The sequence below is a fragment of the Clostridium tertium genome (assembly GCF_902652255.1).
Lineage (GTDB): Bacteria > Bacillota > Clostridia > Clostridiales > Clostridiaceae > Clostridium > Clostridium tertium_A.
The window spans coordinates 1-25,001 of record NZ_CACRTO010000042.1 but is presented as its reverse complement, the minus strand read 5'-3'; the positions used below and the strand labels follow the sequence as shown (position 1 = coordinate 25,001).

At 28.2% G+C, this 25,001-nt stretch carries 22 protein-coding genes and 1 pseudogene; 9 read left to right on the top strand and 14 right to left on the bottom strand.

Annotated elements, in window-relative coordinates; genetic code table 11:
* Positions 1–63 precede the first annotated feature (63 nt).
* The gene (locus tag GPX08_RS13300; RefSeq protein ID WP_156627288.1) at positions 64–828 is read right to left on the bottom strand and encodes a TSUP family transporter; all 765 of its coding nucleotides are present in this window, start codon (positions 826–828) and stop codon (positions 64–66) included.
* Positions 829–1,460: 632 nt separating this feature from the next.
* Here GPX08_RS13300 and GPX08_RS13295 point away from each other — a divergent pair.
* Both GPX08_RS13295 and GPX08_RS13290 read left to right on the top strand, forming a co-directional pair.
* The gene (locus GPX08_RS13295; protein ID WP_156627287.1) at positions 1,461–3,989 is read left to right on the top strand and encodes a DUF5011 domain-containing protein; all 2,529 of its coding nucleotides are present in this window, start codon (positions 1,461–1,463) and stop codon (positions 3,987–3,989) included.
* 161 nt (positions 3,990–4,150) lie between these two features.
* Positions 4,151–7,045, top strand: coding sequence for a DUF5011 domain-containing protein (locus GPX08_RS13290; protein WP_156627286.1), 2,895 nt, complete (start codon positions 4,151–4,153; stop codon positions 7,043–7,045).
* 98 nt (positions 7,046–7,143) lie between these two features.
* On the opposite strand, the gene GPX08_RS13285 is transcribed toward GPX08_RS13290, so the two are convergent.
* From GPX08_RS13285 to GPX08_RS13275, 3 genes are all read right to left on the bottom strand, one after another.
* Positions 7,144–7,788 carry a pentapeptide repeat-containing protein gene (locus GPX08_RS13285; RefSeq protein ID WP_156627285.1) on the bottom strand — a complete coding sequence of 215 codons (645 nt, stop codon included), beginning with the start codon at positions 7,786–7,788 and terminating at the stop codon, positions 7,144–7,146.
* A 168-nt stretch (positions 7,789–7,956) separates the two neighbouring features.
* A complete protein-coding gene (locus tag GPX08_RS13280) occupies positions 7,957–9,894 on the bottom strand; it encodes an FAD-binding protein (protein WP_156627284.1) in 1,938 nt (645 codons plus the stop codon).
* Between the two features lie 149 nt (positions 9,895–10,043).
* On the bottom strand, positions 10,044–10,628 hold the full coding sequence (locus tag GPX08_RS13275; RefSeq protein ID WP_156627283.1) for a TetR family transcriptional regulator: 585 nt from the start codon (positions 10,626–10,628) through the stop codon (positions 10,044–10,046).
* Between the two features lie 294 nt (positions 10,629–10,922).
* Here GPX08_RS13275 and GPX08_RS13270 point away from each other — a divergent pair, with 294 nt between their 5' ends.
* Both GPX08_RS13270 and GPX08_RS13265 read left to right on the top strand, forming a co-directional pair.
* Positions 10,923–11,573 carry a DUF305 domain-containing protein gene (locus GPX08_RS13270; RefSeq protein ID WP_156627282.1) on the top strand — a complete coding sequence of 217 codons (651 nt, stop codon included), beginning with the start codon at positions 10,923–10,925 and terminating at the stop codon, positions 11,571–11,573.
* A 245-nt stretch (positions 11,574–11,818) separates the two neighbouring features.
* Complete coding sequence (locus GPX08_RS13265; protein WP_156627281.1) at positions 11,819–12,511, top strand: noncanonical pyrimidine nucleotidase, YjjG family; 693 nt, start codon at positions 11,819–11,821, stop codon at positions 12,509–12,511.
* Between the two features lie 231 nt (positions 12,512–12,742).
* Here GPX08_RS13265 and GPX08_RS13260 read toward each other — a convergent pair whose 3' ends face one another.
* From GPX08_RS13260 to GPX08_RS13250, 3 genes are all read right to left on the bottom strand, one after another.
* Positions 12,743–13,186, bottom strand: coding sequence for a DUF4829 domain-containing protein (locus GPX08_RS13260; RefSeq protein WP_156627280.1), 444 nt, complete (start codon positions 13,184–13,186; stop codon positions 12,743–12,745).
* 20 nt (positions 13,187–13,206) lie between these two features.
* The gene (locus GPX08_RS13255; RefSeq protein ID WP_156627279.1) at positions 13,207–13,398 is read right to left on the bottom strand and encodes a hypothetical protein; all 192 of its coding nucleotides are present in this window, start codon (positions 13,396–13,398) and stop codon (positions 13,207–13,209) included.
* Positions 13,399–14,098: 700 nt separating this feature from the next.
* Positions 14,099–14,260, bottom strand: a complete 162-nt coding sequence (locus GPX08_RS13250) for a hypothetical protein (protein WP_156627278.1) — start codon at positions 14,258–14,260, stop codon at positions 14,099–14,101.
* A gap of 138 nt (positions 14,261–14,398) precedes the next feature.
* On the opposite strand from GPX08_RS13250, the gene GPX08_RS13245 reads away from it, so the two are divergent.
* A complete protein-coding gene (locus GPX08_RS13245) occupies positions 14,399–14,857 on the top strand; it encodes a pyridoxamine 5'-phosphate oxidase family protein (protein ID WP_156627277.1) in 459 nt (152 codons plus the stop codon).
* Positions 14,858–15,034: 177 nt separating this feature from the next.
* On the opposite strand, the gene GPX08_RS13240 is transcribed toward GPX08_RS13245, so the two are convergent.
* From GPX08_RS13240 to GPX08_RS13230, 3 genes are all read right to left on the bottom strand, one after another.
* Complete coding sequence (locus tag GPX08_RS13240) at positions 15,035–15,811, bottom strand: hypothetical protein (protein WP_156627276.1); 777 nt, start codon at positions 15,809–15,811, stop codon at positions 15,035–15,037.
* Positions 15,812–15,924: 113 nt separating this feature from the next.
* The gene (locus GPX08_RS13235) at positions 15,925–17,628 is read right to left on the bottom strand and encodes an AAA family ATPase (protein WP_156627275.1); all 1,704 of its coding nucleotides are present in this window, start codon (positions 17,626–17,628) and stop codon (positions 15,925–15,927) included.
* Positions 17,629–17,658: 30 nt separating this feature from the next.
* Positions 17,659–18,243: a DUF1836 domain-containing protein gene (locus tag GPX08_RS13230; RefSeq protein WP_156627274.1), complete on the bottom strand. Its 585-nt coding sequence runs from the start codon at positions 18,241–18,243 to the stop codon at positions 17,659–17,661.
* Positions 18,244–18,454: 211 nt separating this feature from the next.
* Between GPX08_RS13230 and GPX08_RS13225 the strand changes: the two genes are divergently transcribed.
* Complete coding sequence (locus tag GPX08_RS13225) at positions 18,455–19,102, top strand: hemolysin III family protein (protein ID WP_156627273.1); 648 nt, start codon at positions 18,455–18,457, stop codon at positions 19,100–19,102.
* Positions 19,103–19,259: 157 nt separating this feature from the next.
* Here GPX08_RS13225 and GPX08_RS13220 read toward each other — a convergent pair whose 3' ends face one another.
* The 3 genes from GPX08_RS13220 to GPX08_RS13210 are packed head-to-tail and all read right to left on the bottom strand — an operon-like array spanning position 19,260 to position 21,244.
* On the bottom strand, positions 19,260–20,003 hold the full coding sequence (locus GPX08_RS13220; RefSeq protein ID WP_156627272.1) for a hypothetical protein: 744 nt from the start codon (positions 20,001–20,003) through the stop codon (positions 19,260–19,262).
* Positions 20,003–20,878, bottom strand: a complete 876-nt coding sequence (locus GPX08_RS13215; RefSeq protein ID WP_156627271.1) for an ATP-binding cassette domain-containing protein — start codon at positions 20,876–20,878, stop codon at positions 20,003–20,005. The genes GPX08_RS13220 and GPX08_RS13215 overlap by 1 nt, the downstream gene beginning before the upstream one ends.
* 3 nt (positions 20,879–20,881) lie before the next feature.
* A complete protein-coding gene (locus GPX08_RS13210; protein ID WP_156627270.1) occupies positions 20,882–21,244 on the bottom strand; it encodes a GntR family transcriptional regulator in 363 nt (120 codons plus the stop codon).
* A gap of 832 nt (positions 21,245–22,076) precedes the next feature.
* On the opposite strand from GPX08_RS13210, the gene GPX08_RS13205 reads away from it, so the two are divergent.
* The 3 genes and pseudogenes from GPX08_RS13205 to GPX08_RS13195 form a co-directional block, all read left to right on the top strand.
* Positions 22,077–22,379, top strand: a complete 303-nt coding sequence (locus GPX08_RS13205) for a DDE-type integrase/transposase/recombinase (protein WP_156627269.1) — start codon at positions 22,077–22,079, stop codon at positions 22,377–22,379.
* A 3-nt stretch (positions 22,380–22,382) separates the two neighbouring features.
* Positions 22,383–22,640 carry a DDE-type integrase/transposase/recombinase gene (locus tag GPX08_RS13200; RefSeq protein ID WP_156627394.1) on the top strand — a complete coding sequence of 86 codons (258 nt, stop codon included), beginning with the start codon at positions 22,383–22,385 and terminating at the stop codon, positions 22,638–22,640.
* An 85-nt stretch (positions 22,641–22,725) separates the two neighbouring features.
* Positions 22,726–23,529: pseudogene (locus GPX08_RS13195) on the top strand (IS256 family transposase); the annotation flags it as partial.
* Positions 23,530–24,081: 552 nt separating this feature from the next.
* On the opposite strand, the gene GPX08_RS13190 reads toward GPX08_RS13195, so the two are convergent.
* Positions 24,082–25,001, bottom strand: a 920-nt coding sequence (locus tag GPX08_RS13190) for an SIS domain-containing protein (protein ID WP_156627268.1), incomplete at its 5' end; no start/stop codon positions are given.

Here is a 25,001-nt window from a genome sequence, read left to right as displayed (position 1 = left end):
ATTAAATAAAAAAAATCCACTTAATAAGAATACAAGTTTCTTAATTAAGTGGATTAATTCATTTTATATAAAATCTATTATTATCTTTAAAAATAGCATTAATATAACTAGAATTATCACTGGTTTTATAAATTTACTTCCCTTATTTATTGCAAAGTGTGCACCTATATAATTACCTAGCACTGCACATACAGCTGCTGGTATTCCTACTAGAAAGCTAACCTTTCCATTAAATATATAAACTACCAAGGCCGCTAAATTAGAAGATAAATTAACTATTTTTGCATTTCCTGATGCAGTAATCATACTTAATCCACAAATACTTGTATAAGCGAGAACCAAGAATGTTCCAGTTCCAGGTCCAAAAAATCCGTCATATGCTCCAATGACAAGTCCAATAATAATAGAAAGTATGTACATTTTCTTCTTAGAGATATCCTTTGTATCAGTATCTTGTCCAAAATTTCTATTAAATAATAAAAATATAGCAACTACTGGCAATATTATCATTAAGGAATATTGTAAGTATTTTTCATCTAATAAAATAACAAGTTGTGCTCCTACCCAAGAGCCTATAAGTGCTCCTGCAGCTGAAAACAAAGCTGGTTTTAATTTAATATTTCCACTTTTTAAAAACTTTGCTGATGCTGTAGCAGTTCCAATACAATTTGCAAATTTATTAGTTCCATAGGCTATATGTATTGGCATTCCTGCAAATACATATGCTGGTAGTGAAATCAATCCTCCCCCTCCTGCTACTGCATCTATAAATCCTGCCACAAATACTAATGGGCAAATAATTAATAAAATTGCTTCAATCGATACCATATATTATTCTCCTTAGTTTCTTAAATCTTTTCTCACTTATCTAATTATAGAGTCTTATAAGTAATTATATTGTTTTATTAACAATAATTAATTATATATCTAAAATTTGTTATGTAAATAGAGATTCTTCCACTTTTTTAATATCTTTAGGTTTATTCTATTTACAAATTATATTTTTATTAATCCAAGCATCTAAATATTAATATTTTTTGTAAAATAAATAGAATTGTTCGACTTTTCTAAATATTCTATTGATATATTTAGATTTATAATTTATATTTTAATTAAGACTAATAAAAATTATTGTAATCATAATAGGAGGTGGTTATTAAATAATTATTAAACTTTTTAGATGAAATATTGAGATACCTAACACTTAATATTTTTAAATAACAATAATAAAAATTTTTTAAAATAACATTTCAATAAATATTACTAGTATTCATACTAATATATATTCTCTTATTAACACATATCATTTTAACTAAGTAATATAATGAACGTCTAGAAAAGTGCTTTTTATATACACCTTAATTTGTATATTTAATCTTATGTATTCAATCACATTTAACTTACACTCAGCTAAAAGTAATATACTATAAGTTTTATTATCTATATTAAGGAGGAAGTTTATGTTAAAGAAAATGCTTAGTAAAAAATCTAAACCTTTTATTGCATTCACTGCTGTAACAGCTCTGTTAGTTTCAAACTTAGCATCTGTTCCCGCACTTGCTACTACAACTACTTCTAATAACACATCGCTTAGTACAACTGAAGCCTCTACACAAAAATATCGTAACGTAATGTACTATGGAGATTGGTCAATATGGGGTGGTCAAGGTAATTTCTATCCTAAAGATATCCCTGCTGATCAATTAACACATTTAAACTTTGCCTTTGTTGACTTTGATTCTCAAGGCACATTGAATTTCACTGATAAAGATGCTGCTATAGGTCATCCCCTTGGAAATGCAGGCGTAACTTACGGTGATATTAACGGCGGAATATTAAATGCTTTCCAAGTATTAAAACTTGAAAATCCAAACTTAAAGATAGGAGTATCTTTAGGCGGATGGTCAAAATCTGGTGATTTCTCAACTATAGCTGCTAATGCTTCAACTAGAGCTAAGTTTGTTGAAAACGTTATGGCTTTTGTTAAATACACAAATATGGACTTCGTTGATATTGACTGGGAATATCCTGCAGATAAAAGAGATCCAGATAAAGTGGATAATACTAATGATGAAGGTACGCCAAATGCAACTCCTGCTGACAAAGATAACTATATATTACTTCTTAAGGATTTAAAGGCTGCATTAACTAAGCAAGGTAATGACCTTGGAAAAACTTATGAACTTTCTGTAGCTCTACCTGCTGGAAAAGCTAAAATTGATACAGGTATTGATGTTGCTAAATTATTCGAAGTTGTAGACTTTGCAAATATTATGACTTACGATATGTCAGGTGCATGGAGTACAGTAAGTGGACATCACGCAGCTTTATATACAAATCCTAATTCACCATCTAAAGATAACGATACTCTTTCTGTAGATCAAAGCGTAAAATACTATCTCTCTAAAGGTGCAAAACCAGAAAAAGTAGTAATAGGTGCAGCTTACTATACTCGTGGATGGCAAAAAGTTAGTAATGATGGCCCAGATGCAAATAATCCTGGACTTTTTGGTACTGCTGCAGTAGTAAATAAAAATGCTGATGGAAGTCCAACTCCAGGTGCTTTAAATGAATCTCCAATGAAGCCTGGAGAAGGTGGAAGAGCTGGTGGTGTATGGTCATACAATGCACTTGATAAGCTTAAAGCTGCATATCCTGGTCTTAAAGAGTACTGGGACGACAGTGCTAAAGCTCCTTATTTATACAATGAAAGTACTGGTGCTTTCTTTACCTATGATAATGCTAGATCTATTAGAGAAAAAGCTAAATATGTTAAAGATAATAATCTAGGTGGAATGATAGCTTGGATGGCTTCTCAAGATGCTAAAACTACATCAACTAAACATGATGAGTTAACTAAGGTTACTAAGGAAGCTTTATTTGGTACTGGTGACCTCCAAGATTACGAAGTAAAATTCACTCCTGCTAATGTAACTTCTAAACTATCTACTAGCAAACCTGCATGGGGAGCTGGTAGCGTAATCAATATAAGCTTTACTAACAATGAAAAGTTATCAGCTACAGGTGAGGTTTTAAGATCTGTAGAAGAAGCTGCTAAGACATTAAAGAATGTTAAGCTTTATATAAAGACTAATGGTGTTACTATTACAAGTGGTCAATATCCAGCTCCTGCTGTTAAGTTTGAAAACGGTTATTATGTTCTTGACTTCTCAGGTTCTTATGATGGAAAACTTATTAAACCAGGTCAAACTGTAACATTTGATTTAAATACAGCTGAAGTTATCGAAAACTTAGATGGTGTTGTAAGTATCGAAATGTCACAAAAAATGTTCTCATCAGCTCCTGAAATGCAAAGACAACTCATTTATAAAGGATCAACAACTCCTGAAACTAATACTGCTCCAACAATAAATGGAGTGGCTAACAAAGAAATCTATGTTGGAGATACTTTTAATCCTTTAACAGGTGTTACAGCTTCTGATAAGGAAGATGGCGATTTAACTAGCAAGATTACTGTTGCAGGTTCTGTTGATACTTCTAAGGCTGGTTCTTATACTTTAACTTACACTGTTGCAGATAATAAAGGTTTAAAAACTACTGCAACTGCTGTTATTAAAGTATCAGAAAAGTCTACAACAAATACTGCTCCTGTAATTTCTGGAGTTTCTAATAAGCAAATTAATAAAGGAACAAGCTTTAATCCTCTAATAGGGGTTACAGCTTCTGACAAGGAAGATGGAGATTTAACTAGTAAGATTACTGTTACTGGTTCCGTTGATACTTCTAAAGTTGGTTCTTATGAAATAACTTATTCTGTTTCAGATAGTAAAGGTTTAGTTACTACTGCTAAGGCAACTATAACAGTAGTTGATGATTCCACTCCAGAGATTCCAACTTATAGCCCAACTAAAACTTATGTAGCCGGCGATATAGTTATATATAACGGAGTAAAATATAAGGCTAAATGGTGGACTTTAGGGGAAACTCCTGGAGCTAGCCAATGGGGTGCTTGGGAGAAAATAAGCTAACTCTCCCGATGAGGCTATAATGCAATATAAGTTTAGCTAATTAATATGTAATATTAGCTTTTATGCCTCTGCCTCTTTTAAATACACTTAACTAGCTGCTACTAATTAATATTTTAGGGCAGCTAGTTATTAAAATTAAATAATTTAATAGGAGGGTTCAAATGAAAAAGTGTAAAATAAAAAGTTTATTTGCTACTATAACTATTTCTCTATTCGCACTATCCAATATTTCTATGTACCCGAAGGCTGAAACAATAGATGTAACAACTACTAACCTTAATGCAACTAGTGCTGAGAGTACAGATTTAAGCAAAAAAGTAATAGGATATTTCCCTGAATGGGCATATAAAAATGAAGTTCAAGGATATTTTGATGCTGCTGACTTACAATGGGAGTCATTAACACATATTCAATATTCCTTTGGTATGATAGATCCAGCTACAAACAAAATAGCCTTTGGTGATAAGCATGCTGCTATTGAAGAAACTTTTGAAAATCACCCATTATCCCACAATGGAAAGACTGTAACTTTAGATCCAACACTCCCGTATAAGGGGCACTTTAATGTTCTTCAAACAATGAAGAAACAATATCCTGATGTTAAGCTTTTATTATCCGTTGGAGGATGGGCTGGTAGTAGAGGTTTCTATACAATGCTAGATACAGATGAAGGCATAAACACATTTGCTGATTCTGCTGTTGAATTCTTAAGAAAGTATAATTTTGATGGAATAGATATAGACTTTGAATATCCATCAGCAACTGCTACTTCTGGTAATCCTGATGATAAAGATTTAGCTGAACCTAGAAGAGCTAAACTTAATGAAAGATATAATTTAATGATGAAAACCCTAAGAGAAAAATTAGATGCTGCTAGTAAAGAAGATGGTAAAAAGTATCTGCAAACAGCAGCTGTAACAGCTTCATCTTGGGTTCTTGGTGGAATGAGTGATAATTCATATGCACAATACTTAGATTTTCTTAGCGTAATGTCTTATGACTTCCATGGTGGTTGGAATGAATTCGTTGAGAATCTAGCTAGCATATATCCAGACCCAGCAGATAGAGAAACTATAAATATGGCAATGCCTACTTTAAATATGGATTGGGCATATAGATATTATAGAGGAGTTCTTCCTCCTGAAAAAATAATAATGGGTATTCCTTATTATACAAGAGGTTGGGAGAATGTCCAAGGTGGCACTAATGGATTACATGGTTCTAGTAAGACACCAGCCACTGGAATTTATAATCTCTGGGGAGATGATGACAACAAGGATGGAGTAGTAGATCCTGCAGGCGCTAATCCATTATGGCATGTATTAAACCTAATGGAAAATGATCCAAACTTAAAAGTTCATTTTGATGAAGTAGGTGGAGTTCCATACGTTTGGCAAAATGAAAAGAAAGTATTCTTATCCTTTGAGAATGAACAATCTATTGATAAGAGATTAGAATATATCAAAAACAAGAACTTAGGTGGAGCTTTAATTTGGGTAATGAATGGTGATTATGACTTAAACCCTAACTATAAACAAGGTTCTACAAACGTTAATGAAGGAAAATATACATTTGGTGATACCCTAACTAGTAGATTACGAGCTGGGCTCGATGCAATGGGAGATTCCAAAGTTACTGATGATACTATTAAGGGATTAAGTCAAACAGATGTAGAAGTTACTTTTGGTGGGAAATATGATCACCCTAATTACACTTATGATATTAAGGTTACAAATAAAACTGATAAAGCTATAGATACAGGTTGGAAAGTAAGCTTTGACTTACCTAAATCCGCAATATTTGGACAACCTCAAGGTGGCTCTGCTACTATTGAAGATGTAGGTGATTTTAACAGAGTCACTATTACCTCTTCTGGATGGCAAAAGCTTGGAGTTGGAGAATCAGCTTCATTAGCTGGTACTATAAAGCTAAACTTTGGTGGTGTTAGAAACTTAACCTTTAATGGCATGAGACCTGGAAATGTTCCTGTAAACGGTAATTATGCTCCTACACTTTCAGGTATTGATAATAAGTCTATAACTGTAGGAACTGCATTTGATCCTTTAGCTGGAGTTACTGCTACAGATAAAGAAGATGGAAATTTAACTAGTAAAATTTCTGTTACTGGTACTGTAAATACAGCTAAACCTGGAGACTACACTTTAAAATATACAGTTACAGATAGTAAAGGACTTGCTACTTCTAAAGAAAGAATAGTAAGCGTTCTTAGAGTTTTAGAATCTGGACAACAATTCTATGATCCAGCTAAAACTTATAAATATGGAGATCAAGTAGTTTATAAGGATGCTCTTTATGAATGTATCTCTTGGTATATACCCCCTACAGACGATGGCTCTCCAGCTAACGCTAAGTACTGGAAGTTAATTAAGGTATTACCAGATCCATCAGTTCCAGCAGATAATACAGCACCTGTAATAAATGGTATTTCTGACAAACAAATATATGTGGGTGATACCTTTAATCCTTTAACAGGCGTTACTGCTTCTGATAATGAAGATGGCAATTTAACTAGCAAGATTACTGTTACTGGCTCTGTTGATACTTCTAAAATTGGTTCTTATACTTTAACTTATACTGTTACAGATAGTAAGGGCTTAAAAGCTACTGCAACAGCTAAAATTACAGTATCAGAAAAATCTACAACAAATACTGCACCAGTTATTTCAGGTATTTCTAATAAACAAATTAATAAGGGAACAAGCTTTAATCCTCTAACAGGCGTTACTGCTTCTGATAAAGAAGATGGTGACTTAACTAATAAGATAACTGTTACTGGCTCTGTTGATACATCTAAAGTTGGTTCTTATGAAATAACTTATACTGTTTCAGATAGCAAAGGTTTATCTACTACTGCTAAAGCAACAATAACTGTAATAGATAACACTACTCCCGAAACTCCAACTTATAGTGCTACTAAAGCTTATGTTGCTGGAGATATAGTATTATATAATGGAGTAAAATATAAAGCTAAATGGTGGACACAAGGAGAAACTCCTGGCTCAACTCAATGGGGAGCGTGGGAAAGAATAAACTAAAAAATTACTTTCTATAATTTAAGGGGCTGTCTTTAAGTCAGCCCCAATTAATTTTTTATTGTTCATCCTTAATTTTTCATTATACAACAGTCCATTTATTACTTAATTACAATATTTAATAACCTCGTTAAATCTAATCCTTGCATACTGTTTACAATAGCTCCTGATAAATCACTTATTTCAACATCTATCCCATTAATATCACAGGTTGTTAAATCTATTTTATTTAAAGAAGTTTTATTAAAAAAAGAATTTATTAAATTAGATTTATTAAAATTAACTTTATCTAATTTTACCTGTTGGAATGTACCTTCAGTAAAGTCACATTCATTTATCATAACATTTTTCATCTTTGAATAAGATAAATTAATATATTTACCAAGACAATTGCTAAATGTTACATCCTTAATATTACATTCATCTAATCTTGCTCCAAGTAACTTACAATTTATAAACTCTACTCTATGGATACTTCCATCACCTAAATCAATATTAGATAAGTCACAATTTTCAAATCTCGTATCTAACAAATCTACATTTCTAATGGATGTATCTTTAAAAACAATATTCTTAAATACACAAGAATCTATTGTAGTCCCCTTATTAACTAAATCCTCTACAATATTATTTTCAATAACTTTATTCTGAATTTTATCACTATCTAATATTTCTTCATATATATCAATAACTTCTTCTAACTCCTCTAAGAATTTAGGTCTTTGTATCTTAATACTTTTCATAATAATTAAATCACCGCATTTCGTCTAATTTACCTTATAATTATTATATATCACTTATATATATTAATATAGAGTACAATAAAAAAAGTAACTATATCATAATTTATTTAAAATAAATATAATATAGCTACTTTTTTATTTTATATTATTAGAATTCTTATTTTTATAATATTAAATTTCTCTCGCTACATTTACTGCTTCTTCTATACAGTTTAATGCTCTACGAGCTCTTACCGCATCACCAATTACATGGTATGGAATATTCTTTTCTTCACAGTAATTAGAAAGTTCGCTAAAGTCACGAGATTTTGCACCTATAGCAACTACTACTGAGTCACATGATACTTCTTGTAGCTCACCATCTTTTTCTATTACTATTGATTTTTCTTTTATTTCTGTACATTTAGCATCAGTTATAGTTTTAATTCCTTCATGATATAAGCTTTCCATAACACAAATTTTTCTTAATTGACCTAAATCTTTTGCTACTTCATTAAGCATTTCAACTACTGTTATCTTATTAATTTTTCCTGATAAGAACTCAGCAACTTCTAATCCAACTAATCCTCCACCAATTACTACTACTTCTCCAGTTACCATTGCTTTACCAGCAAGTACATCATGAGAATTAGTTACATGAGGTAAATCATTACCTGGTACTCTAAGTTTTATTGGTTCTGCTCCAGCTGCTATTATTACTTCATCTGGATTTATTTCTTTAATCACTTCAGGTGTAACAGGAGTTTCAAGTCTAATTTCTACTCCTTTTCTCTTAGCTATATCTCCCATAGATATAGCTGCTTCTTTCATTTCTTCTTTTCTAGGAGCTGCTCCTGCTAAAATAAATTGTCCTCCTAGAGAATTTGAAGCTTCACATAATATTGGATTATGTCCTCTATCTTTTAATTCCATAGCAGCTTGAAGTCCTGCAACTCCACCCCCAACTACTAATACTTTTTTAGGATTTTCTGTTTTCTTTAAAGTAAATTCTGCTTCTCTTCCTAACGCTGGATTTCTTAAGCAAGTTATAAATGGTACATCTGGTGATGAAAATCCATCATAACATCCTTGGTTACAACCAACACAACGTACTATGTCTTCAACTTGTCCATTCATTGATTTATTACAGAATTCTGGATCTGCTAATTGTGCTCTACCTATAACAACCATATCAGCTTTTCCACTCTTTATTATTTCATCTGCTTGTGCTGGATCATTAATTCTTCCAACAGCAACAGTTAACATTCCTGTTTCTTCTTTAATTCTCGCTGCATTATCAACATTAAAGCCTCTTGGTAAATCTACTGGAGGTACTTCATATTTTATTGCTGCACTTGAGAAGTTTCCACGAGATACATCTAATACATCTACTCCTGCTTCCTTAGCCCACTTACAGAATTGAATAGTATCTTCAATAGTAAGTCCATTTTCTACATAATCATCATGAGCATCTATTCTCATAAATAGAGGCATGTCTTCTGGAACATTAGCTCTAATTGATCTGATACATTCTAATAGGAATCTAGCACGATTTTCCAAGCTTCCACCATATTCATCAGTTCTTTTATTAAATGCCTTACTTAAAAATGAGTGTGGTGTATAATTATGTCCTGCATGGAATTCTAAAGCATCAAATCCAGCTTCTACTGCACGTCTTGCTCCCTCTCCAAAGGCTTTAACTGCCTCAGCAATAATTTCTTTACTAGCGCCAGGAACTACATAATCATCAGTAATCTTAAAATCACTTGGAACCACAACCATTGATGTTGGATCTCCAAATAATACTGCTGATCCACCAAGCCATAATTGAACTCCTGCCATTGCCCCACCAGCATGAATTGCATCTGTCAATCTTTTTAAGCCTGGTATATATTTATCATCAGAAATTGCTAGGAAAGTTTTAGGTGAAGCTTTGTCATAAACTGAACAAACTTCAGTAAAGTTTAAACCGTTTCCACCAATAGCTCTAGCTGCATGATAATTAATAAGTTGGTCTGTCACCATCTTATCATCTCCAGCCATCTTAGTACCCATAGCTGGGAATATAACACGATTTCTCATTTCCATTCCTCTAATTTTTATTGAACTAAAAACATTCTCAAAAGCCATATTAATACCTCCAAAATTTTTGTTTTTTAATTTCTCCCTACCTATATTATATTTCTTTGTTAAAAATAAATCAATATGTTTAAAACAATTTGTTTTAATTTTAACAAAAAAATAAAAATACTCCTAAATTTAAGAAGTATTTTTATAACTTATTTATTTTCTTTTAGTAATCTAATTAAATTTGTAATATATTTAATTCTTTTTTCCTCAGTACTTATGACTTCTTTGTCATATTGATTATCTTCATTAGTTGCTGGATATGTAATTGAAGAAATAAATATTATTCTCTTATAAACAAATTCCTCATCACTACAATTTAAAACTTTTCTTAAAGTACAATCTAAATTCTTATTTTCTTCCTTTGATTTCTCAATTATCTGTATATCAATTTCATCCTTATCTATTTTAGCAGAAGCTTCTTCATTCATAACTAAAACTCCAGGATATCTTAAGCAGTACTCTATTATCTCATTAGCACATTTAACTAACTTTTCCATATCACTAAGACTCTCATCATAAAGCGGTGCATAAGCTTGAGTTATATTCTCTAAGTAAAACTCTTTTATGAATTTTATCATCCTATCTTTACTACCAAAATAATAATTTATTGCACTTACATTTACTTCAGCCTCTTTTACTATAGTCCTTATTGGTACATTAGTAGTCCCATTTTTACCAAAAAGGTATAATGCTCTATCTAAAATTCTTTCTTCTATCCCCTTAAGCTCTCTCATATCTTCACCTCTAAAGTTTAAACTATAAATATTATAGCAATTAATTTCATCATATTAAACATATCTAAAATAATTAAAATTATATCATACATCTCCTACTTCTATTATTTTTAAGTATTTATATATTTTATATTACCTTAAATTTTCTGAGCTAAATTAACTTATTTGATAATTGAAACCTAGAAACCTAGTAATAGTATTATTAATTTAATTTTATATATAGATATTTACCTTCAGTATATATATTTTCTTTTATGAAATACTAAGCTAGAAATATATTTTAGGAGGACTAATATGAAAAAACTACTTTTAACACTATTAATATTGGCACCACTTACAAATACAAATTTGATTTTACATACCCAACCTGTATCTGCTAATGTTAATATTTCTACACTGGCTAAAGCAGAAAAAGGATATAATGAAGAATATACTATTATATTTAATAATATGATGAAAGCAATGAATACTGCACCTAATACCGGAAATGTAAATTTAGACTTTGTATTAGAAATGATACCTCATCATGAGGGTGGTATAAATATGGCAAAGGCTATTGTTAAATATGGTTCTAATCCAGATGTTAAGAAAATAGCTGAAAACATCATCAAATCCCAAGAGGCTCAAATTCCAATTATGCAAGAATTGAAAACTAAATTTGAAAAAGAACCTCTTTCAGATAAAAAGGATTCAGAAAAATATCTTAAAACATATAATTCCATAAAGGATAAAATGTTTAAAGAAATGCAAGGTGTGAAAGTTACCGATAATGTTGATGCTAACTTCCTTCAACAAATGATATATCACCATGAAGGTGCTATTGGCATGGCAAAAGATATCTTAAAATTTACAAAGGATCCAGAGCTTAAAAAGTTAGCTGAAAATATAATAACTACACAAAGCAAAGGTGTTTCTGAAATGAGAGCTTTATTAAAAAAATTATAAAATGTAAGATTTATTATTCATACAAATAAATCTATAAACTTGAATTAAATATCAAATTTGTATTTTATGATATCATTTATATCATAAATAAAAACCTTAGTGCCTATTGTGCTAAGGTTTTTTGCTTTAAATATATATTAATTATCCTGTAGTTTAATTTAATTCTAAATTTTCAATTTTCATAACATATATAATCATATTGTTGTATAATTATGACAATAAGACTATACATATGGAGGCTATATATGAAATACGAAGTTATATTGTTTGATGCAGATGAAACACTATTTGATTTTAAAAAATCAGAAAAGCAAGCTTTTGAAAATAGTATTCGTGAGTTTAATATGGATTATGACGAAAACTATCATTTGAAAGTTTATGAGGAAATAAATAAAAATATATGGTTAGAATTTGAACAAGGATTAATAACACAAAAGAAACTTAAGGTTGAAAGATTTAAAAGATTATCTGAAAAGTTAAATACCCCTTTTGATCCAGTAGAATTTTCTAATGCATATATAAGACATTTAGCCAATGCTTCTTTCTTATATGAAGATAGCATTGAATTAATAAAAGAATTAAGTAAAAACTATAAATTAGCTATTGTTACAAATGGCCTTAAAGATGTTCAATCTAAAAGAATAGGACAATCTGTCATAGCTGAATATTTTGATACACTTGTTATTTCTGAAGAAGTACAAGTATCAAAGCCTAATCCTGAAATATTTGAAATTGCCCTAAATAGATTAAATTTTACTGATAAAAATAAAGTTTTAATGATAGGTGATAGCTTAACTTCAGATATAAAGGGTGGGATTAACTTTGAGATTGATACTTGCTGGGTAAACCTAAAAAAGGTCAAGAATTCAACATCAATTAAACCTACCTACGAAATTTCAAATTTAAAAGATTTAACTAAAATATTAAACAACAAATAGGAATACTATTAATAACTCCTCATTATAGACATATATTAAGATGGATATTATACTGAAAAAAATATAAATTTTATAATATTGACATAAAACTCAATGTTTAAATTTAGGGATAGTAAATAAGTTTATTTTTATATAAATCTATCTACTCTCCCTAATATTAAATTTTCTTATCAAAATAACTTCTATATAGTCAATTTATATTCATATCTAGCATTAAAATATATTAAGGTATCACCCACCAATAGAATCTATTATCCATTTATTAGTACCCTTTTCTTTAATCAAGGTATAATGCTTATTATGTTCACCACTATCCTCAACTGATTTATTATCATCTTTATATTTTATATAATAGTCAACAGTATATATTCTAACATCATCTCTTGATAAATCTTTTCTTAAACTTCCTTTTCCATCATGCATATACGCATTATAAAGAACCTCATCAGTAATTAGTTCTAGATTAATTAATTTCATGGTTTCTATATTGTCTATATAATAATCTGGCATTTCATAAGTAACAGTACTACTTAATTTATCGATATTATGCATATCTTTGTATTTTATATAATTTTTAATTACTTTTTCAGGTGTATTAGAACTTTTTATAAATATAAAAAATATACTTAATATAAATACAACGGAAATTATTATAATCTTTAATTTCTTATTCATATTATTTCCCACCTTATAACTTATTTAGAAATATCAATAATTAAATCAAAAGTATTAATTATTTTTCTTATTGCATTATTATTAACTAATTTCTTTCTAATTTTTATTGCCTTATAAAAATTTATGCAGACAATAATAAATAATATGATATAAGCAGTAAATATCCATTGAAAGTACTTCATCACATCATCTAACGGCTTTATTTCTAACATATATACCCATAATAAATTCAATTTATTTCCATTACTAAAATAATTATATCAATATATTTATTTTTATTCAATAATTCTATATCTCACCATATTATTGAATAAAAAGGTTCTGTTTTAAACTGATGCTGATAATGGAAAGTTAAGAGATTGTTTACCATTTATTTCTTATGTATAATCTATAGCCAAATATGGTGTAATTTCAAAGTAAAATTTGAAATCCGTAGAAGTATGGCTACGGAGGTTTTGAACGTTTTCTCCTCCTGGACTATTGGTGAACATTTTCACTATGGCTAGGGGGTGGTATTGAATATGTTTGATACTTTTATAAAGTTTATATCGATTATATATATATTATTAGATTAGTCCTAAAAAATAATCTTTTTATACATCATTTGAAAATTAAGATTAAAATTCTTGGTCTTGATATAGAAGTTAAAAGCAAAGAAAAAAGTGCCCCATCCAACGAAGATTAGCACTTTTCTTAATTAAACTTATTAATTTCATTCAATAGCCCTAAAACAAAATAAATGTTCTAAGGATTGCTTAGTGTTACCAGCACTAAGCTTTTCTTATTTATATTATATCAAATTTATATAAAAAATAAACATAAATTTTAAAAAGACCAACTTCTCTACACCTTGGAATTTATGCGTTTATTTCTCAGCACTTTTGATAATAATTTATATATTTATCGAGCAGTTTAATAAAAAACTAACTTACACAATAATGCAAATGAGTAATAATATATATTTTTATAATTCTTTTTATTATAATTAACCTTTAAATTAATATTTTTCATTTCTTCTAATAAAAGTTTTATGTCTGAATCAAAGGTTTCTTCCTCTGTTGAATTCCATATCATTAGATATTTCTTCTTTAATAATTAGTTCAATGAAATATTAATATATTTTCCTAATATTTAATGAACATAGTCTTATATCCTATATGCGTTAATGGTAAATATTATTATAATATAAATGTAACATAAGGGGGAGATTTTATGAAAATTGATTATGAAAAGTTAAAGAATGAAGTTATTTTCAACCTAGAAAATAATAGGACCTGGGTATTATCTACAGCCTCGGATGGAAATGTATCATCTAGATCCATGAGTATAATAAACAAAGGATTAGATATATATTTTCAGACAAATAAATGCTACATTAAGTATAATCAGATAACTAAAAATAATAATGTTGCATTATGTTTTAATAACATATCTATTGAAGGTGTAGCAGAAGAAATTGGAGATTGGAAGGATGAGAAAAATAAAGAGTTAATGGAGCTTTATAAATCAGTACATCTAAGTTCCTTTAATGCTTATGGACTTCTCGACGGACAAGTTGTCTATAAAGTTACTCCCAAAAAGATTAAAGTGTGGAAATATATTAATGGGAATCCTATAAGACAAAATCTCTATGTTAATGAAAAAATAGCTGAAGAACTTGATTTTATGTAAAAAAATATGAATTATCATATTGTAAAGCCTCATAATTCAACGCTTATAACCAATATGATAATTCATAACAACTATGGCCATTGAGCATATAACTCTTAGCATATCTATGTTTAAGTTTCTACCTTTTATTTCTTTTGTTATATTCATTTATTTTTTCCTATCTTATGTTTTCTATTATTATGTTATCTTTTTTACTGTATTCTTAATATAGTCAGGGAAAAATAAAGTTAACTCTGCATGACTACTATAATCCTTTATGTCATGATTAACTCTTAAATTGATATTTTTCATTTGGTCTAATAATGGCTTAATATCTGAGTCATAAGTTTCTTCCTCTGTTGAATAATGAATATATATAGAGTTATTATTATCTTTATTTAAAATAAGCTTGTCCTTCATTAAATTATTAAGCTTATTTATAGATTCATCACTACAATCCCCCATAATATATTCCATTATATGTTGATGATTAGGTAAGTTTAAGTAATCCCCAAGGTTATATTGAGGAGCTCCCGTTATTATATGACTATTCTTTCTTTCTAGTCCGAAGTATAGGGCTGAGTATCCCCCCTTACTTGAACCAATATATATTTCATTCTTAGGATTTATTTCTTCTGCTATCTTTTTTATTAAAGCCATCACATCTTCTTCAATTTTAAAATCCTTATCTTTTCCTAGGTAATAAGCACCTCTTCCATCAAAGCCAAAGTCATCTAATATAAATAGCTTGTTGCATTTAAATCCATCTAAAGTTCTTATATAATTGTATCTAGCTTTTTGTCCTAAGCTTGTACAAGCTGAAAAAACTATGAGTAAGTCTCTTGATTCACTATTTTTTTCTAGTAAATAATTAATTTTATACTTATTACCTAAATAAGTTTTTTGATTAAACTTCATTAAGTATTTTGTTTTTAATAAGTCTATCCCCTTATTAAACTTACTTATTATATCCATACCTCTTCTCCTAAAAATAAATTTATACAAAAATAAAACAATGTCTATCATAAAATAGACATTATTTTCTATTCTTGAATAATAATAGTATATCAAATTCAAAGAATATTTTACTACTTTATCTTTAAATTTCTATATCTATTGTAAGTTGCCATAACTTCTTGCTTTCTAGGTAGTGACATACTTCCATTTCCACCCTTAGTTTTATCTATAGAAATTAATCCATTTTTATTTATTTCCTCATATGCTTTATTTACTGATTCTTCTAAGGATAAGTTTTTAATCATCATATTATCTTCTAACCACTTCATAATTGATCCTATAGCATTTAACTGTTCATTATCTACTATTTGCTCAACTGCCCTTAAGTCAATATTTTCATTATTTATATTGATGCTGCTTACCCCCATAGTTTTGATCTTTACACCCTTATATGTACTTTCTATCGTTCCCTTTTGAAGTTTTCTATCAAGATTTATATCTATTAGTATATTCTTTTCTTTAATCCTCTTATTTATTTCACCTCTCATAAGGGATTTTGCTTCTTTTGTAACATCTTTTGCTTCATAGTTATCCATTTGAATAACGTAGTCTGCTACATCAAAATAATCTCCTGAGCTACCTATAACTAAGATAGTTGAAACATCTTTTTGATTATATAGAGGTTTAACAATTTCTATAAATGGAGTTATTGGTTCTTTTTCTTTAGACACCAATCTTTGCATTAAATCATCTCTAATCATAAAATTAGTAGCTGATGTATCTTCATCAATTAGTAAAACCTTTGACTCTGCTTCTATAGCTTCTATTATATTAGCTGCTTGAGATGTACTTCCACTAGCATTTTCAGTAGTAAATCTTACAGTATCTTTTCCATTAGGAAGATTATCTATAAATAATGATATATCTGTATTTTTAATACTTCTTCCATCTTCTGCCCTTACCTTCATAGCTGAGCTATCAGTGATTACTAATTCTCTACCATCACCTTCAATATGATTATAAACTCCAAGCTCTAAGGCATTTAAAAGTGTAGATTTCCCATGATAACCGCCACCAACTATTACTGTTATACCCTTTTTAACTCCCATTCCTTTAACTAATCCCCTATTAGGTAAGTTAAATTCAACTTCTAATGTTTTAGGTGACTTAAAAGGTATCGAATCTATTAATGGTCTTTGTGATACTCCACTTTCTCTTGGAAGTATTGATCCATTTGCTATAAAGGCAATTAAATCTTTTTCCTTAAGTTTTGATCTTATATATTCCTGATCCTCAACTAATTTAATTCTATTTATTAACTTAGCTTTATTAATATTTTCATATACTAATGTATTGGTAACTATATTAGGAATAACATTGAATAAGATTTTTTCTAATTCCTTAGCTAATACTGTCCTTCCCCTAGCTGGAAACCCAACATAAAACCTTGCTTCTATATTATCTTTTGTAATAACTATTGAAGTCCTTTCTAAAATCTCTTGAGTGCATCTACTTATTGATATTAAGCCACTTTTTCCTGATCCAAAAATCTTTTCACTAAATTTATTAACATTAGTATAAAATAATCTAGTTAAAAAGTCAGAAACAGCTACTTTCTTATATTTTTCATTAATTAGTTCATCTGGAAATTTAGCTTTACTTTTATTTATAATAATTCTTAATCTTGATGGTGATGCAAAAGGATCTCCTTGAACATGATCAATACTTAAAATATAATCATTAAAATCATACTTATCCTGTAAATCCTTATATGCCTTATAACCTCTTCCATCTATTCTTTTTAGTTCATCTTTTAAATTAATAGAATTTTTCATTTATCTACCTCTTTTATTTTGTGAAATATCTTATAGCTTATTAAAATATTCGTCTATTAGTTTTTCTCCCATCCTTCTATACATATTACTCATATTTATAAATGAACATAGTAATAAAAAGTTTTTCTGAAATTCTTTATCTTCATCTATCTTTTCATTTAATACCATATCTTCAATATCATTAAACTTTTCCTCTATAGTTTTTTCAACATCTTGTAGGTCTTCATTATGTTGCCTTAAATATAGTCTATATAAATCCCTTATTGGATATTCTTCACCATCTTCAAAGGTTTTGACTATTCTATCTAGTGAACTCTTTATATCACTTATTGATAATCCACCTTTTAGATTATATATAAAGCTCATTAAAATTAAATGTTCCTTACTATACTTTTTATTTTTAATTGACATTAATAACTTACCCTTAGCGTAGTTATTCACCATAGTTTTAGTTAATGCCTTATCATCCTCTGTTCTTTTACATTCATTAAACTTACTATCAAATAACTGAGTAACTTGATCCATATATAAATCTAATTCCGGAATTTCATCTAAAGCTAATTGATTTTGTAAATTTAACTCCTTGAATTTTTCTATTAATTCGTTTTTGTCCATAATATCCTCCATGTAGTTTTATAAACTACTTATTAATATGTCTATATTTAAATATTACTAGTAATCAGTAGATAATTCAAGATAATTAATATAATATATAAATTTTCTTAGAAATTTAAGGATTTTTACTCGTTGACTTTTAAAATACGCTTTATTACTATATAAATAACAAGACATAGTTTTCAAAACTATATGTAAAGAGGTGTTGATTTTGGAAAAGTATTTTAGAGAACCTGTAAATAGCTTAACACATTTAGTTGGTGCCATTCTTTCACTTTTTGCGTTAATTGCAATGTTAGTTAAAGGTGTAGTTAATGATGCATCTTCTGTAGCAATTGTATCAATAGTGATATTTGGCATTAGTTTAATTTTACTATACAGCGTATCTGCAACATATCATGGAGTTATAACTAGTGATAAGATAATTAGTAGACTTAGAAAATTAGATCATTCAATGATTTTTATATTAATAGCTGGATCTTATGCACCATTCTGCTTAATTGCACTTAGGGGCTCTAAAGGAACTATATTCTTTGCAACTATAGCATCTATTGCAATAGCTGGTATACTATTTAGAATGCTTTGGTTCGACTGTCCAAGATGGTTACAAACAGCTCTTTATATAGGCCTCGGTTGGGCTGCTATATTTATGATTAAACCTTTATCAGCAGTTTTAAGTCCTGTAAGTTTATTCTTACTAGTATTAGGTGGAATCCTTTATACTGTTGGAGGTGTAATCTACGGCCTTAAACCTAAGAAACTTCAACTTGGCAAATTTGGTTTCCATGAGATATTCCATATATTTATTATATTAGGAAGTCTATGTCACTTTATTTGTGTATTCATATATTTACTATAAAATAAGTCTTTCAATTTATTATTAAAATACATTAGCCCCCATATTATTAGAGATTTAACTCAATAATATGGGGGCTAATCTTATGAATAATTACTTAAATTACTTATTCAAGTTTAGATATTCGACTCTAGATTAAGAGTGTAAAAATATATATATGCTATTTTAGAACAGCTTTTCTAGTTAATAATCTTGAAATTATAACTAAAATAATATATAAGATTATAAAGGTTAAAATTCCTGCATAAGGATTTAGAGTGTTCCATCCAAATATAAATTGAATAAACTTAATTGCTCCATTAAAAAAGCTTGGATATATTTCAATAATTAAATTTGAAAAAATTATAAATGCTACTGGTACTACAGATATTATTACCTTTGTTAAACTATTAGATTTGTAGTATAGAATAGTAATTACAAATCCAATTGCAAAGGCAAAAGCATAAACTACACCTTGAAATAAAAAGGTGTTTATTAAAGTTTCGAAACTATTACTTTGCTTCCAAAAAACGTTATTATAAATTATATCTCTCATATTTCCATATATCATATCATAATTAGTAGGGCAAGAAACAAAAACATTATATATTCTATTAATTATTACATCTATAAAGGACATTATAAATGCTATTGGAATAATCGATGCAGCAGTGCCATATATAAAATCTTTTCTTGATACATTATTACTTTTCATAAAATAAAAATTTTCTTTAAAGCTATTTAAGCCTACTACAAAAATAAATATTGCTGAAGATAACTCTAATCCTGATGAAACAAAATTTCCTCCACTAGATCTCATAATTAAAGTTAAAGCAACACATATAAAAATAAATATTGCATAGAAAGCTCCTAGTGATTTAATCATATTTGAAATATTATATTTTAAAACTGACTTAATCTTCATTATTTAACTTCCTCCTCTCCAGTTAAGTGAATAAATAACTTTTGAAGTTCTACTTTAGATACTTCTAATACTAATTCTTTTATTTGCTTTTTATCTTCTTCATTTATCTCACCAATAATCGTAGCTGCTTTAAAACCAGCTATAGTTTCTATATTGATGCATTTCTTATCCTTTATATACTCTTCTATATTGTCAGAAGCTCCTGAAACTAAGTAAGCTTCACCTAATAAGCTTTCTACTTCCTTATCTCCTAGAAGTTTTCCATCCTTAATAATTATTACTTTTTCTAATATCTCTGAAACCTCTTCTATAATATGTGTTGAAAGAATTATAGTCTTAGGCTCATCTATATAATTAGCTACTAATTCCTTATAGAACATATCTCTATGATTAGCATCTAGACCTAATACAGGCTCATCGAAAATTAATATTTCAGCTCCTGATGCTAAAGTAATTATTATCTTACATATTGAAGAGTATCCTGTAGATAATTCTTTATATTTCTTATTTATATTAATCCCAAATTTTTTACTTAGATTTAAAGCATAGTCTATATCGAAATTTCTATAAAACTCTTTTGTCCACTTGAATAATTCCTTAACCTTCATACCTTCTGGATATAAATCTTGCTCAGTCATAAAATATATTTTCTCTAAGGCATTACTATTTTCAATTACCTCTTCATCATCAATAGTAATATTCCCTTCTGTCTGAAAAATCCTATTAGTAATTAAATTAAGTAGAGTTGTCTTTCCTGCACCATTTCTTCCTAAAAGCCCATATATCTTATTTTCTTCTATAGTTAATGAAACATTATCTAATACTCTATGTTTTCCATATTCCTTTGTTAAATTAGATATCTTAATACATGCCATTAGTTACTCCCCCTTTTTAATCATTTCTATAATATCTTCAGTTGAAATATTAAGCTTCCTTGCTTCTTCTATTAGTGAAACAATATAACTTGAATAAAAGTTATCTTTTCTTTTCTGTACTAATTTCCCCTTACTTCCACTTGAAACGAACATACCTACACCTCTTCTTTTATAAATAATTCCTTCATCTACTAATAAATTAAATCCTTTGGCAACAGTTGCAGGATTAATTTTAAACTTTACAGATATTTCAGTAGTAGATGGAATAGCTTCATCTTCTTTAAATATCCCATTTAAAATCCCATCTTCTATTGATTGAGCTATTTGTATATATATAGGTATTTCACTAGAAAAATCTAAATTCATAGCTACCTCCTTTTAAATTTATACTATATTATATGCCTCTCTTGTTATTTGGTTCATTACTTATGTAATTAACTATATATCTTCTAAATTCAATTGTCAATATATATTTAATAAATTCCCAATATTTTTCTCTATATAAAATTAAACTATTAATACAACTTAACAAACACATACTATTACTATTTATATCTCCCGGAGTTGGATTAAAATTTATAGGCAAAAGTAAATGGTAAAGACTTCACTCGTCAGCGTAAGCTAACGCTTGATCATACTGTAAAAATACTATTATCAATTGGCGGAAATAGTCTTTAAAAAATATTTTTTTCAGATATTGATATCTGTTTATTTGTTGTGCCTAAAAATACTTTTAATATAAAGCCTTAAACTAAAATAAAATCCATCTAAGAATATTTATGTATTCTTAGATGGATTTGAGCTTAACTTAATGACATTGATTATTAGACACGTCCTTTCTTACTAAATAATATTCTACTTAGTTCGACTTAGAGTGTTTACCCTTTTATACTGACACCAATATAAAAGCTATGGCCATATTTTCAACAAGAAATTAGATCAAGTAATAGAATTTATAGATAAAAATATAAACACCCTGATATTAAGACTATGTATATTGTTCTAGGCATAGCCAGAAACACATATTATAAATCTTTTGATAAAACTAAATCTGCAAGAGAAGTAGAAAATGAGGAGCTAAAAAAAAGCTATTATAAGGATATATAAATCTAATAAAGGAATATATAGAGTTCCTAGGATTCATCATATACTTAAGACAGAAGGCTTTAATGTCTCTATAAAGAGAGTTCAAAGAAGAATGACCGAACTTGGGCTTTGTGCGATAACTGTAAAAAAATACAAAGCTCATTCAAATAAAAAAGTGTCAGAAGGTTTAGAAACGTTTCAAAAAGAGATTTTACATTCTATTAATGGAAAATTGGTAGGAGATATCACACATATTCATACTATCAAAGATAGTTGGTACTATTTAGCTTCAGTTCTTGATTTACATTCAAAAAAAATAATTGGCTACACCTTCGGTAAAAGAATTACTAATAATTTAGTTGTTAAAGCTTTAGAAAATGCCTATTACAGTCAGAATCCTAATAAAAATAAGTAGTTAATATTTCATAGTGATTTAGGCCCACAATATACTAGCAATGATTTAAAAGAGCTTTGTAAAAATTATAATATTATACAATCCTTTAGTAAAAAAGGTTGTCCATATGACAATGCTTGTATAGAGTCTTTACATTCTTCAATAAAGAAAGAAGAAATATATAGAAATACATACCGTACCTTCGAAGGAGCTAATAGAGCTATATTTAAATATATTGAAGGTTGGTATAACAGAAAAAGACTACACTCTTCTATTAATTAAATGACTCCAAACAATTTCAATTACTAGCTAAAAGTACAGCATAAAAAGTTTGACTTTTTGTGTCCAAGATATTAACATAAGACCAGTTTCTAATATAACAGATAAAATAATTCCAATGATTAGAGAATGGCAAAGTCGTCCGTTAGAAATAGTATATCCTATAATATTTATGGGTGCTATTCACTTTAAAGTGAGAAAAGACAACACAGTTGTTTCGAAAGCAGCCTACGTTGCAATTGAGTAAATATTGAAGAAAAAAAAGATGTTCTTGGTATATGGATAGGGGTATCAGAGTCATCAAAGTATTGGATACTTATCCTAAATAAGTTAAAAAAATAGAGGTGTAAAAGATATATTAATTGCTTCAGTTTATGGATTAGTAGGGTTTAACGAAGCAATTAAAGCTGTTTATCCTAACACCGAAATTCAAAGATGTATTATTCATCAAATAAGAAATTCAAGTAAATACTTATCTTATAAGGATTTAAAATCTTTCAATACAGATCTAAAACTAGTTTATACAGCTTCTACTGAAGAGATAGCATTAGCGGAATTAGATAGATTAGAAGAAAAATGGGGAGAAAAATATTTAATAGCAATACGGTCTTAAGGAAATAACTGGAATGAACTATCCACATTCTTTAAATATCCACCAGAGATTAGAAAAATAATATATACATCTAATGTAATGGAAAGTTATAATTGCAAACTTAGAAAAGTTACTAAAACTAAATCTGTATTTCCAAATTATGAATCATTAATGAAAATTTTATCCCTTGCTACTGTTGATATAACTAAGAAACAGACTCAATCTATACGATAATGGGCTCAAATTTCGGCTAAACTATCAATCTTATTCGAAAGTTGTTTAGACGACCAGTTATTCTAAAAAATATTTAGCAAACTCTTATTAAATTGCAGATTGTTATGTTAAATTTATTAATTAAAGAGAAATAAAGGTTTGATATTATACTTAACTTTCCAACCTATAAAATAGAACTAAATTTTCTAAAGTTTACATAGAAATATTGACAAACTTGAACTTAATAAATAAATCAAGTTCTTTTTTTATTTCTATATTTATATAAGTTTATTAAATTTTTATAATTCATTGATAAAATATTTATTTATAAAAGCTTAAAGAAATTCACAACTATTTTTTAGTGTATATATTTTTTTACATTTAGATTTATACTTTTTAAATATGTTTTAATATTCACTTTTATTTAAAATACATCTTTTTAAAATTTCCATTCTAACCTCTTGTATACAATTACGATTATATAATTTACCAATTTTCTTACAATAAGAAGGTTAATGCTCCTTTCATGAACATTAACCTTCTTAAGCTTGATAAGTATATTATTATATTATTGTAAAAAATATAATAATAATTAAAATATATATCAGCCACTGTTTACATTCTTTTATTTATAATTTATTATAGTGATTTTTGAAGATATTTTGAAATACTAGTATTTAATCCAATTTTAAGATCTCGTCCTCTATCATTAGCAAGCATAAACGCTACTACTTGAAAAAAACATATATATTGTAATTCATAAAATAATCCACAACAATTTTCTATATTAAAATCCTTCTTATCTATAACTTCATTACCTATTAAATAACAATTTCCAATTTCGCTTTTTAAAAATTTAGCCATCGCAATTGATTTTTCTGTATCTACGCCACTTTTAACTAAAACAAAAAATATATGACTATTATCGAATACATTTTGAGGTCCATGCATAAATTCTTCTAATTCATAAGTTTTTGTTATATAAGGTATCATCTCCATAAATTTTATATCTGCTTCACAACTAATTGGCCATAAACTATCAGCACCTGTGAAAAATGCTATATTTCTTTTCATCAATTCAAATTTATTATTTTGATACCATTCTAAAGTGTCATCAATTATCTTTGATAAACTATCTGCAACTTTAAACAATTCATTACAATTATTTTTAGAAGACAAATACATTCCGAGTAACCAACAAACAACAACAGTCATTGAAAATCCAATCGTTCTATATCTATATTCTTCATTTTTGCAACCCATATCAATAAAGTACATAGACTCTTTTGAAATTGGCGTTTCTTTACTACTTGTAATTGACAATGTATTGCAACCTAGCTTTTTTGCCTTCATTAAATTTTCATATACTAGTTTAGTTGTACCAGATTGAGAAATAAATATATACAATTTATCCTTATCAGTTTCTAAATTCTCAATTTTATTAAACACATTTGGATAAAACAATTTAACTTTTAATCCACATTCTTTTTCCAAATAAAATTGAGCAGTAAATGCCGCATTATATGATGATCCACTAGCAATGAATATTACTTCCTTTA

Bases quoted from the DNA above. Each gene is read 5' to 3' on its own strand.
- GPX08_RS13300 (WP_156627288.1), bottom strand. From the start codon at position 828: ATGGTATCGATTGAAGCAATTTTATTAATTATTTGCCCATTAGTATTT.
- GPX08_RS13295 (WP_156627287.1), top strand. From the start codon at position 1,461: ATGTTAAAGAAAATGCTTAGTAAAAAATCTAAACCTTTTATTGCATTC.
- GPX08_RS13290 (WP_156627286.1), top strand. From the start codon at position 4,151: ATGAAAAAGTGTAAAATAAAAAGTTTATTTGCTACTATAACTATTTCT.
- GPX08_RS13280 (WP_156627284.1), bottom strand. From the start codon at position 9,894: ATGGCTTTTGAGAATGTTTTTAGTTCAATAAAAATTAGAGGAATGGAA.
- GPX08_RS13275 (WP_156627283.1), bottom strand. From the start codon at position 10,628: ATGAGAGAGCTTAAGGGGATAGAAGAAAGAATTTTAGATAGAGCATTA.
- GPX08_RS13270 (WP_156627282.1), top strand. From the start codon at position 10,923: ATGAAAAAACTACTTTTAACACTATTAATATTGGCACCACTTACAAAT.
- GPX08_RS13265 (WP_156627281.1), top strand. From the start codon at position 11,819: ATGAAATACGAAGTTATATTGTTTGATGCAGATGAAACACTATTTGAT.
- GPX08_RS13260 (WP_156627280.1), bottom strand. From the start codon at position 13,186: ATGAATAAGAAATTAAAGATTATAATAATTTCCGTTGTATTTATATTA.
- GPX08_RS13255 (WP_156627279.1), bottom strand. From the start codon at position 13,398: ATGTTAGAAATAAAGCCGTTAGATGATGTGATGAAGTACTTTCAATGG.
- GPX08_RS13250 (WP_156627278.1), bottom strand. From the start codon at position 14,260: ATGATATGGAATTCAACAGAGGAAGAAACCTTTGATTCAGACATAAAA.
- GPX08_RS13245 (WP_156627277.1), top strand. From the start codon at position 14,399: ATGAAAATTGATTATGAAAAGTTAAAGAATGAAGTTATTTTCAACCTA.
- GPX08_RS13240 (WP_156627276.1), bottom strand. From the start codon at position 15,811: ATGGATATAATAAGTAAGTTTAATAAGGGGATAGACTTATTAAAAACA.
- GPX08_RS13235 (WP_156627275.1), bottom strand. From the start codon at position 17,628: ATGAAAAATTCTATTAATTTAAAAGATGAACTAAAAAGAATAGATGGA.
- GPX08_RS13230 (WP_156627274.1), bottom strand. From the start codon at position 18,243: ATGGACAAAAACGAATTAATAGAAAAATTCAAGGAGTTAAATTTACAA.
- GPX08_RS13220 (WP_156627272.1), bottom strand. From the start codon at position 20,003: ATGAAGATTAAGTCAGTTTTAAAATATAATATTTCAAATATGATTAAA.
- GPX08_RS13215 (WP_156627271.1), bottom strand. From the start codon at position 20,878: ATGGCATGTATTAAGATATCTAATTTAACAAAGGAATATGGAAAACAT.
- GPX08_RS13210 (WP_156627270.1), bottom strand. From the start codon at position 21,244: ATGAATTTAGATTTTTCTAGTGAAATACCTATATATATACAAATAGCT.
- GPX08_RS13205 (WP_156627269.1), top strand. From the start codon at position 22,077: ATGACCGAACTTGGGCTTTGTGCGATAACTGTAAAAAAATACAAAGCT.